The 10560-nt window shown below is 68.3% G+C and carries 13 protein-coding genes; 10 read left to right on the top strand and 3 right to left on the bottom strand.

The genetic code is table 11. The annotated features are described in order from the left end of the window. The 8 genes from ACWELQ_RS22695 to ACWELQ_RS22660 all read left to right on the top strand — a co-directional run. Positions 1-1429: ATP-binding protein (locus ACWELQ_RS22695; RefSeq protein ID WP_452399051.1), on the top strand; the 1429-nt coding region annotated here is incomplete at its 5' end. Then, entirely contained in the window at positions 1426-1839 is a 414-nt protein-coding gene (locus tag ACWELQ_RS22690) for a roadblock/LC7 domain-containing protein (protein ID WP_452399050.1), read from the top strand. The genes ACWELQ_RS22695 and ACWELQ_RS22690, both read left to right, overlap by 4 nt. Then, positions 1836-2189, top strand: a complete 354-nt coding sequence (locus ACWELQ_RS22685) for a DUF742 domain-containing protein (RefSeq protein WP_379365520.1) — start codon at positions 1836-1838, stop codon at positions 2187-2189. Before ACWELQ_RS22690 ends, ACWELQ_RS22685 begins: the two co-directional genes overlap by 4 nt. Then, positions 2170-2784 carry a GTP-binding protein gene (locus ACWELQ_RS22680; RefSeq protein ID WP_452399049.1) on the top strand — a complete coding sequence of 205 codons (615 nt, stop codon included), beginning with the start codon at positions 2170-2172 and terminating at the stop codon, positions 2782-2784. Before ACWELQ_RS22685 ends, ACWELQ_RS22680 begins: the two co-directional genes overlap by 20 nt. Beyond that, a complete protein-coding gene (locus ACWELQ_RS22675; RefSeq protein WP_452399048.1) occupies positions 2781-4040 on the top strand; it encodes a cytochrome P450 in 1260 nt (419 codons plus the stop codon). Before ACWELQ_RS22680 ends, ACWELQ_RS22675 begins: the two co-directional genes overlap by 4 nt. A 35-nt stretch (positions 4041-4075) precedes the next feature. Then, complete coding sequence (locus ACWELQ_RS22670) at positions 4076-5263, top strand: cytochrome P450 family protein (RefSeq protein WP_452399047.1); 1188 nt, start codon at positions 4076-4078, stop codon at positions 5261-5263. 148 nt (positions 5264-5411) lie between these two features. Further along, complete coding sequence (locus tag ACWELQ_RS22665; RefSeq protein ID WP_452399046.1) at positions 5412-6647, top strand: FAD-dependent oxidoreductase; 1236 nt, start codon at positions 5412-5414, stop codon at positions 6645-6647. Positions 6648-6755: 108 nt separating this feature from the next. Further along, positions 6756-7613 carry a class I SAM-dependent methyltransferase gene (locus ACWELQ_RS22660; protein ID WP_452399045.1) on the top strand — a complete coding sequence of 286 codons (858 nt, stop codon included), beginning with the start codon at positions 6756-6758 and terminating at the stop codon, positions 7611-7613. Here the strand turns inward: ACWELQ_RS22660 and ACWELQ_RS22655 are convergent. Further along, positions 7562-8374 (bottom strand): CPBP family intramembrane glutamic endopeptidase, encoded by an 813-nt coding sequence (locus ACWELQ_RS22655; RefSeq protein ID WP_452399044.1) that lies wholly within the window; start codon positions 8372-8374, stop codon positions 7562-7564. The genes ACWELQ_RS22660 and ACWELQ_RS22655 overlap by 52 nt on opposite strands. 97 nt (positions 8375-8471) lie before the next feature. Here ACWELQ_RS22655 and ACWELQ_RS22650 point away from each other — a divergent pair, with 97 nt between their 5' ends. After that, positions 8472-9176: a hypothetical protein gene (locus tag ACWELQ_RS22650; protein ID WP_452399043.1), complete on the top strand. Its 705-nt coding sequence runs from the start codon at positions 8472-8474 to the stop codon at positions 9174-9176. A 148-nt stretch (positions 9177-9324) separates the two neighbouring features. Beyond that, on the top strand, positions 9325-9462 hold the full coding sequence (locus tag ACWELQ_RS22645) for a hypothetical protein (protein WP_452399042.1): 138 nt from the start codon (positions 9325-9327) through the stop codon (positions 9460-9462). Between the two features lie 10 nt (positions 9463-9472). On the opposite strand, the gene ACWELQ_RS22640 is transcribed toward ACWELQ_RS22645, so the two are convergent. After that, on the bottom strand, positions 9473-10246 hold the full coding sequence (locus ACWELQ_RS22640) for an IclR family transcriptional regulator (protein WP_452399041.1): 774 nt from the start codon (positions 10244-10246) through the stop codon (positions 9473-9475). 46 nt (positions 10247-10292) lie between these two features. Next, a partial coding sequence (locus ACWELQ_RS22635) for a GMC oxidoreductase (protein WP_452399040.1) occupies positions 10293-10560 on the bottom strand: 268 nt, incomplete at its 5' end.

The following is a 10560-nucleotide window of genomic DNA, read 5'->3' as shown; positions in this document are numbered from 1 at the left end:
TGACGAACCCGTTCTCCCGCGCGCGCAGGCCGTATTCCACGTCGTCCCACTGGAAGAAGATCGGCACCGGCAGCCCGACGAATCCGCGGTCTCCCGCCCCCAGGGCGAAGCCGACCTCTCCTCCCTCACCGGCACCCGCCTCGGCCTGGCCGTGGTCGGCCACCTGGCCCGCAAACACGACCTCACCGTCAGCTACCGCCCCTCCGCCATCGGCGGCACCGCCGTCGTGGTCGTCGTCCCCCGCGAACTCACCACCCGCCTGGACCGTCGCTCCGACACCCTCAGCCGCCTCACCCCGGTCACCACGGGCGAGCACCCCGTCTACGTGGGACATTCCCCACACCCCGACCCGCTGGCGGCCGAAACCGACACCACCACAAAAGGTTCCGGCCAACCACCCGCCGCATCGTCCGACACTCGCATGACCGAGGTCGCTGCCCGAATGCGCGCCGCCGAGACCCCGACTGCCGCCGAACCCGGCGCTGTAACGGGCCCGGCCGGTGCCGACATCCGTGCGGGCCGGACCGACGCCGAAATGCAGTGGGCGAGCGGCGGAGCCGATCGCACCGCAGGCCACGCGGCCACCCCCGCATCGGAATCCGCCAGCCCGGAGGGCGCCGGTGAGAACGACTCGCGCGCGGTGACTTCCGGCGGCCTGCCCAAGCGGCGGCGTGGGACGACGTTGGCCGCCGTGCACCCGGACGGTCTGGCCGTCCTGCGTCAGGAGACACCCTTCGGCCCGGCGGCACCGCCGCCCGCGCCGCGCCCGCCTTCCTCGCCGTCGTCCATGGCCGCGTTCCAGCGCGCGGTCACCGGTCGTGGCGAGGCGAGCCCGGCATCGCTGACCAATCTCGGTGCCGCGCCGCCCGCTTCCGCACCTGCGGCGCTGTCGCGCTGGTTGACCTCGCCCGAGGAGCAGCCCGGACCGGACGGTCCCGCCTCCCTCAACTCCCCCGTCCTCGACGCGCTGCGCCGCAGCGACCGGCGGCGCGAAACCCGTAACGGCACAGTGCCCTTCGGGCGGGCGCCGCATCCGACAACCCCCGGCGGGCCGTCCGATCACGCAGCCGATGTCATTGCCGCGCACGCGGCCGGAGATGCCGTGCCCCAGGTCGATCTGCCGCGCGAACGTACTCTCGGCCCTCAGCGCGACGCGCCCTTGGCCCCGCCGCCCTTTCCGACGCGGACCGGGCACGACGACGGCGGCGCCACCACCTTGATCCCGTCGTCGCTGACCGATCCGCTCCGGCGCGAAACCACCGGCCCCGCAACGCCTTCTATCGGCACGCCTTCCCCGGATCCCGCCGGAGTACCTTCCACCGGCCCCACTGGCGGGTCTCTCGTGGCTCCCGCCGATGGCGAGTTCCGCCATCAGTACGACACCGGCTCGTTCCCCGCCCCTCCGACCTCCTGGGAGACCGATCGATGACAGCGTCCGCGACACATCTGGGTTGGCTGCTGGAGCAGCTGCTGGCGCGCACGCCGCGGGCGCGGCACGCGTTGTTGCTGTCGGGGGACGGGTTGAAGATCTGCCATACGCAGGGGTTGGGGGTCGACAGCGCCGATCAGCTGGCGGCGATCGCCGCTGGGCTGCAAAGCCTTTCGCACGGGGCGTCGGTGGAGTTCGGGGACGGCCGGGGCGGGGTGCGGCAGTCGATGACCGAGTTCTACGGGGGGATCCTGTTCATCGTCGAGGCGGGGGTGGGCGCCCATATCGCGGTGGTGGCCGCGGAGGACGCCGACGCGGGGCTGGTCGGGCACAATATGCGCGAGCTGGTGGAGCAGCTCGGCGAGCATCTGGCCGCCGCCCCGCGGGTCCCGGGAGCGAGCGTGCCGTGACCAGACCGGACGAGGCTCCGGATCGGCTCTACACGCTGACCGGCGGTCGTAGCCAACCGGATTCGGACGCCTTCGATCTGGTGACCCTGGTGGTGAGCGAATCCGCCCCGGTGCGCGGCATGCAATCCGAGCACGCCGCCATCCTCGACATGTGCCGCGCGCCCACGGCGGTGGTGGAGATCGCCGCCGAGCTGCGGTTGCCGGTCGGCATCACCACCATTCTGCTGTCGGATCTGCTGCACGCGGGCAAGATCACGGTGCGTCACCCCGATCATGCGGCGCGGCAATGGAATTGGCTGCCCGACACCACCACCCTGGAAAAGGTGCTCGTTGGACTCCGCAAGCTTTGACCCGCGCCCGGCCCGCGCCGACGCGCCCCTGCACGCCGATGCCCGCCAGGGCCTCAAGATCGTCATCGTGGGCGGTTTCGGCGTCGGCAAGACCACCATGGTGCGCTCGGTGAGCGAGATCCGCCCGCTCGACACCGAGGCCACCATGACCCAGGTCGGCTTCGGCGTCGACGATCCGGCCGGGGTGCCCGGAAAGTCCACCACCACGGTGGCTTTCGACTTCGGCCGCATCACCATCGACACCGAGCACGTGCTGTACCTGTTCGGCGCGCCGGGCCAGGAGCGCTTCTGGTTCCTGTGGGATCGCCTGTTCAGCGGCGCGCTGGGCGCGATCGTGCTGGTGGATCAGCGCCGCATCGCCGACTCCTGGTACGCCATCGACCGGCTCGAGCATCAGCGCACGCCGTTCATCGTGGCGTGCAACAGTTTCGGACCGGGACCGGCCCTGCCGGAGGTGCGTGAGGCGCTGGATCTGGACCCGCACATCCCGCTGGTCGAATGTGACGCGCGTGACCGCGAGTCGAGCAAGAACGTGCTGATCAGCCTGGTCGAGTACCTCTTTCATCCGGAGCCCGCACTCGGGAGGAATCCATGACCTCGACCGCACCGGGCAGCGCCTGCCCCGTCCCGCACGCGGCGGTGGCGCTGGGCGGCCCCCGCTTCCACACCGATCCGCACGCGCTGTACCGCGAAATGCGCAGGGACCACGGGCCGGTGGCCGCGGTCGAGCTGCCCGGCGGCATTCCGGCCTGGCTGGTGCTGGGCTATCGGGAGATGCATCAGGTCACCAACTCCCCCGAGCTGTTCCCGCGCGATGTGAGCCTGTGGAACCAGTGGCCCAATATTCCGCCGGACTGGCCGCTGCTGCCCATGGTCGGCTCGCCCATGCCGTCGATCTATTTCACCGCGGGCGCGGAGCATCGCCGTCACCTGAGCATGGTGGAGCCCGCGCTGGAATCGGTGGATCCGTTCGAATTGCGCAGGGTCTGTGAGGCTTTGGCGGATCGGCTGATCGACCGCTTCTGCGGTCGCGGCGAGGCCGATCTGGTGGCCGATTTCGCCGAGCCGCTGCCGGTGCTGATTCTGGCGTGGCTGTTGGGCTTTCCGGACGCCGAGGGGCAGGGGTTGGCCCGCGCCATGAAGGTGATGGCCGACGGCGGCGCGGACGCCCAGGGCGCGCATCTGCAATTCATGCAGTACATGCAGCATCTGCTGGCGGTGAAACGCGCTGCGCCGGGCGATGATCTGGTGTCGCGCATGCTCGCGCACCCGGGCTCGTTCACCGACGAGGAGTATGTCAACGACCTGATGGCGGTGACCGCCGCGGGCCATCTGCCCACCGCCGACTGGCTGGCCAACTCGATGCGGCTGATGCTCACCGACGACCGTTTCGCGGCGGCGCTGGGCGGGGGCAGGCGCAGCGTGGGGCAGGCCATGAACGAGGTGCTGTGGGAGGACTCCCCCACCTCGATTCTGGCCGGGCGCTGGGCGGCGCGCGATACCCGGTTGGCGGACAAGACGATTCGCGCCGGTGACCTGTTGCTGCTGGGGCTGGCGGCGGCCAATACCGATCCGCACGTGCGCCAGCAGGTGGGCAATGCCGCGACGCACACCGGCAACAGCGCCCATTTCGCCTTCAGCCACGGCGAATACCGCTGCCCGTTCCCGGCGCAGGAGATCGCCGAGACCATCGCGCGGACCGGGATCGAGGTGCTGCTGGATCGGCTGCCCGATATCGATCTGGCGGTGCCCGCCCGCGATCTGGTGCGGCGGCCGTCGCCGTTCCTGCGTGGAATGACTTCTCTTCCTGTTGTTTTCACACCTGTTCGCGCTCTCGGAGGTTTCCAGTGAGTTCCGCATGTCCGCACGCCATCACGATCGATCCGATGGTGGGTGATCTCGCGGGTGAGACCGCCGCCCTGCGCGCCGCCGGGGCGATCACCCGGATCGAGCTGCTGGGCGTTCCCGCCTGGACCGTCACCGATCACACCGTCGCGCGCCAATTGCTCACGGACACCAGGCTTGTCAAGGACATCAATGCCTGGAAGCTGTGGACCGACGGCGTGGTGACCCGGCAGTGGCCGCTGATCGGCATGATCGACGCGGGCCGCTCCATGTTCACCGTGGACGGGCCGGAGCACCGCCGCCTGCGCATCAAGACCACGCAGGCGCTGACCCCGCGCCGGCTGGAGGAGTTGCGGCCCAGCATCGAACGGCTCACCAAGGAGCTGCTCGACGATCTGGACGAGGCGGGCACCGACGGTGCGGCCGTGGATCTCAAGCAGGTCTTCGCCTACCCGCTGCCGATGCGGGTGATCTCCGAGCTCATGGGCGTGCCGCGCGCGGATCAGCCGATGCTGCTGGAGTGGTACAAGAAGTTCTTCTCCATGGTCACCCCGCAGGACGAGCGGTTGCAGATCATCGAGGACATGGACGTCTACTTCACCGAGATGGTCCGCCGCAAGACCGCCGAGCCCGGCGACGATCTCACCAGCGCGCTCATCCTGGCCGACGAGGGCGGCGAGCCGCTCACCGAGGAAGAGGTGGTCGGCAACCTCAAGGCGCTGGTGGCCGCCGGTCACGAGACCACGGTCAGCCTGATCCTGAATGCCGTGCGCGCCTTGCTGACCCACCCCGAGCAGCTCGCCGCCGTGCGGGCGGAAGAGGTGGAGTGGAAGCAGGTCATCGAGGAGACCCTGCGCTTCGACGGCCCCGTCACCCATCTGCTCATGCGCTTCGCCACCGAGGACATCACCCTCGGCGACACGGTGATCGAGAAGGGCGAAGGCGTGGTCATGTCCTACCGCGCCATCGGCCGCGACACCGCCGTCTTCGGCGACGACGCCGACGCTTTCGACATCACCCGCCCCACGGCCTCCCGCAATATCTCCTTCGGCTACGGCCCGCACATCTGCCCCGGCGCCGCCCTGGCCCGCCTCGAAGCCTCGATCGGCCTCCCCGCCTTGTTCGACCGCTTCCCGAACCTCACCCTGGCGACCCCGGTCGACCAGATCGCCAACCTTCCGGTCATGACGCAGAACGACGTCGCCGGACTCCCGATCCACCTGGCCTGACCAGGCCCGAAACGAGCAGGGCGACCGAAACCGGTTGCCCTGACTTCCCACTCGCCTCGATCTTCGCCCCCATTCACCCTTCACACTAGTTGCGTAGATACTAGTTTCATGGCTACTATTCTCTCATCGGATCGTGAGGGAGTGCCAAATGAGTAAAGCGACAACAGCATTGGTGATCGGCGGCGGCGTGGCCGGGTCGGTGATCGCGCTGGCGCTGCGCAAAGCAGGGATAACGGCGACGGTGTACGAGCGTTATCCGGTGGCGGCGGATGGCGTCGGGGCGGGGTTGAGCTTGGCGCCCAATGGCCAACGAGCGTTGGGGATCATCGGCGCGGACACCGTCCTCGATACGCTCGGGCTCGATATGCCCGGATCGATCTTCGGTGACGCCAGCGGCAATATCTTCACCGAATTCGCGGGCTTCCCCGATCTGCCGGGCACGAAGGTCATGGCGCGCGCGGATCTGTTCCGGGCGTTGGCCGATCACGCGGCGGCGGCCGGTGTGCGGTTCGAGTACGACAAGAAGCTCGTCTCGGTCAGCGAGACCGCGGAGGCCGTCACCGCCACCTTCGCCGACGGCAGCACCGCGACCGCCGACATTCTGATCGGCGCCGACGGAATCCGTTCCACCGTGCGCACTCTCCTCGATCCGGAGGCGCCGGGACCCGAGTACGGCGGTGTCCTGAGCTTCGGCGGCATCGCGCGCGGCAGTGACGTGTCGGCGAAAGAGGGGATGACGTACTTCGCCTTCGGCCGCACCTTCCTCGGCTACTACCGGGTCCCCGCCGACGCCTACGTCGGTGTCGGCCGCATCGGGCAGGTCGAGCCGGACCCTGCCAGCGAGAACGCCGACATCGTCTGGTTCGCCAGCCTCCCCCGCACCGAACCCTTGACCTCCGCCGAGACGAGCGCAATCTCCAACGCCGAGTGGCTGACTCGGCTGCGTGAGTTGTACACGGGCCACCTGCCGGGCGAAACCCTGCTCGACCACACCGACCCCGAGGATCTGACCGTGGTCGGCCCGATGGAACTGATGCCGTCCGTACCGACCTGGCACCGCGGCCGGATCGTCCTGGTGGGCGACTCCGCCCACGCCCCCTCATCCAGCTCCGGCCAAGGCGCCTCCCTGGCCATCGAAAGCGCCGTCGAACTCGCCCACTGCCTCCGCGACCTCCCCATCGCCGAAGCCTTCACCGCCTACGAACAACTCCGCCGCCCCCGAGTGGAGGCCATCGCCGACGGTGCCCGAGGCGCGAACAAGGCCAAGGCCGAAGGCAAACCGACCGGCCAACCAGCCCTCCCCTCCCCCGAGGACATGTTCCGCGCCACCCACTACCACACCATCGACTGGGACCGCACCGTCACCGCACCCCCCGCCGAGTAGCCCGGTTGACCGGCGTAGTCACTGGTTATGGCCGCCAGCCGAATTCAGGCGCATCCTGTGGAGTGGGTGGGTCGGGATGCCGGGTTCTGATTGTCGAGGAGGGGACGCATGGACGGTGCGCCTAGTAGGACGGCGATTTTCGCGGCTATATCGCGTGGACTGTTCCGTCTGGAGAATGCGTCGCCGTGGGTGCTGGACGATCAGTTGGCGCTGGTGCTTGTCGGCCCGGAATGGCAGGGGTTGCGGGATCGGTTCGATCCATTGTTTCCCGATACGGTTCGCCGGGAGGCGCGAGCGGCTGTGTGCACGCGCAGCCGGTATGCCGAGGATCGTTTGGCTGCCGGGGCTTTCACGCAGTATGTGATTCTCGGGGCGGGGCTCGACTCGTTCGCGTGGCGGCGGCCGGATCTGCTCGGATCGTTGACGGTGTTCGAGGTCGATCACCCCGCGTCCCAGGCGTGGAAGCTCGAGCGGGTCGGCGATCTCGGGTTGCCGCTCAGCGCCTCGCAGGTGTTCGTGCCGGTCGATTTCGAGACCGAACCGGTTCGGGATGCGTTGGCCGCGGCCGGATTCGACTGGGCGCGCCCGTCGATGTTCTGCTGGACGGGTGTCGCACCCTATCTGACAGCCCAGGCGATCGAGTCGACGTTGCGCATGATCGCGGCGGCGGCTCCCGGGTCCGAGGTGGTGTTCTCCTACCTGGCCGAGGAGGCCGCGCTCGACGACGCGGGAACGGAATACGCCCGCATCTACACGCCGATCGCGGCTTCCGTCGGCGAGCCGCTACAACCCGGCTGGCCGGTCCCCGAAATCGAGAGCCTGATCAACCGATGCGGGCTGAAGGTGGTCGATCACCCCACCCGCGCGGACCTCCAGCAGCGATACTTCGCCGACCGCACCGACGGCCTGCGCCCCTACACCTTCGAAACCCTGGTGACCGCGCAAGTCACCGGTTCGATGCTGTGACGTTTGACGAGCAGGATGACGGCCAGCACGGGGTAGACCAGCACCGGCAGCATGGTGCCGGGATAGAGGGTCTGGTCGGCGAGGATGGCGGTGCCGGTCAGCAGGCTGAAGTCGAACAGGCCGTGGATGATCGAGTTGGCGATATTGCCGCCGGTGACGCGGCGGGTCAGGTAGAAGAAATAGCCTGCCGCGCTCACCACGACGGCCTGGAAGATCGCCGACACCCCGTGGGTGAGGCCATTGGCCAGATGCACCGCACCGAATACCAGGCTCGACCACAGTGCCACCTTGCCCTCGGCGAGACCGTGGTCGCGGAGCACGACGACACCGATGCCGCGGAACATGCCCTCCTCGCCCCAGCCGACGAACTGCGTCGCGATCAGCAGCACGACGACGAACAGCCAACCCTTCTGTGAGAGTGCGTGATACGCGATACCGCCGGCGATCGCGACCAGGAACACGATCGGCACCACCCGAACCCACGGCCGGACGGGCCGGTCATCCCGTAGCACCGGGCGCAGCCAGCCCAGGTAGGCGATGACTCCGTAGGTGAACAGCAGCGCCGCACCGAGCGGAATGATCATGCCGTAGAGCACCGCCCGGGTGGAGCGGAAGTCGCTCTCGCCGCTGAGGTGTTTCATCCAGATCCCGCCGAACTGGATGATGGCCAGATAGGCGATGACGATGACGGCGTACAGGGGATACGAGAGGCGACGTCGACCGGCGGGGACGGCCGACGTCTCGGTATGCGGCGCACTCATGAGCAAAACCTAGACGGTTCACATTGGTTGGTGAGCGATTCGAGTGGCGGCGAGCCGCTCGGGGGGTTGGTCGGCGAATCCTGGCAGACTCGCGCGCGTGATGACCAAGGGAGTTTTCGCGTCGGCGGCCGCGTGTGCGGTGCTGGTGGTCGCCGGGTGCGGCGGCAATGACAAGGCGGCCGCGGCGAAGGATGCGCCGAGCACGCCTCGGGATCAGTTGGTGCTGCTGGAATCCGAGTTTCCGGCCGGGGCCAGGACGGTGGATATTCCGCGGGAGAAGATGATCGCCAGCATCTCGGGGATGGGCGACATGATGGCGCAGGCCACGGTGACGCCTGCCGAATGCAAGGGCCCGCAAGTGGATCTGGGGAGCGCCGCCAACGATGTGATCGGCAAGTCGTCGTTCGCGGTGGCCAGTTCCGAGGATTCGGCCAGCATGTTCGTGGACTATGTCTCCGACGAGGTCATGGACCTGACCAAGCTGGTCGACAATTACGCGAAGTGTCCCGAGGTGCGCGCGACCCTCACCACCGAGGGCAAGAAGTTCGACAACACCATGAAACAGGAGAAGCTCGCGGTGCCCGGTGGGTTGTCCGACATCGCTGCCGTCGCCTATCGCACGACCAGCACGGTGAACGGCGAAGCGGGGATCTTCCACCTCACCTATCAGGGTTACGCGACGCTGCGTAACCGGACCGTCGGTGTCCGCGTCACCGGCATAGCGAAGGACAAGCAACCGGATCAGGCCACCTTCGACACCCTCTTCACCGCCGCGGTCCGGAAGGTCCTGGACGCCAAGTAATTCCGCACCACCTGCACCCCTCGCGCCCGGCACCCGAACCGAAAATGATACGTTTGATTTCATCAATGGTTCGGGCAGCGAGGGAAAGGCAGCAACAGCAATGACTGGGCAACACAGGAGATCCGAGCCGAATCCCCTCTCGCGCGCCATGTCCGTCCCCGCGCTGCGCACCGCCTTGACCGTCGTGGCCATCCCGTTGAGCCTGATGCTCGCCTTGGTCTTCGGTGTGATCGCCGGAACGCTGCTCGGCGTCTACGCGCCCGGCTCGCTGCCGCTGCCGAACTGATCCCCGCGCCTCAGGCGTGGTAGCCGAGACGGCGCGAGATCGCCAGCGCCGAATCCACCGCCTCCTGCGCGATCTCCGGGAAGCGGTGTGCCGCAAAGCGATACGTCGGCCCGGAGACGCTCAAGGCCGCGATGATACGGCCGTCGCTGTCCCGGATGGGGGCGGCGACGGCGTTCAGGCCGATCTCGAGCTCCTCCTCACAGCACGCCCAGCCCTGCGCGCTGATCTCCGTCAACTGCGCGCGCAGCACGGCCAGATCGGTGACGGTATTGGGCGCGAAGGACTCCAGCCGCTTGCGCAACCGCGCCCGCAGATCGGCCGCGGACAGGTCGGCCAGCAGCACCTTGCCGCTGGAGGTGGCGTGCGCGGGGCAGCTCTGACCGACCCAGGTGCGCAACGCGATTCCGGCGGAGCCGACGGCCTCGGCCACATTGATGATGCGGTCGCTGTCGAGGATGGCGATATTGGTGGTCTCGCCGACGCGGGCGGCCAGCTCGTCGCAGATGTCCTGGCTCTGCCTGCGCAGATCCAGGTGCGCGCTGCTGGATCCGGCCAGCCGCACCACGGTGAACCCGAGCCGGTATTTGCCGCGTTCGGACAGCTGCTCGACATAACCTCGCTGTTCGAGCACGGCCATCAGCCGCGAGACCGTGGACTTGTGCACGCCGAGTTCGGCCGCGATCTCGGTGATCCCGGCCGAACCCAGCTTGGCCACGATTTCCAGGGCGGTCAGCGCCCGGTCCACGGACTGGACCGGGGCACCGGATTCCGGTTGTTTCGCCATAACACCCCCAGTTTATGCGGCACAGCGGTTTCCGCAGGCCACGAGATCAGGGTGCGGCGGCCACCTTGATCAGATCGGCACATTTCTCACCCATGGCCATGATGGTGATATTGGGATTCACCGCGGGCAGTTTCGGCATGGCCGAAGCGTCCACCACGCGCAGCCCACGCACCCCCTTGACCCGCAGTTCCGGATCGAGCACCGCCATCGGGTCGTGGACCCGCCCCCCGCGCGCCGGCGCCCCCGCGTGATAAAACCGGGTGTGGGTGCGGCGGCTGTAGTCGTTGCTCAAGTAGGCGGTGTCGGGCGCGGGC

The sequence above is a fragment of the Nocardia sp. NPDC004722 genome (genome assembly GCF_053601505.1).
Note: the sequence above shows the minus strand (reverse complement) of the source record. Positions and strands in the feature narration are given on the sequence as shown.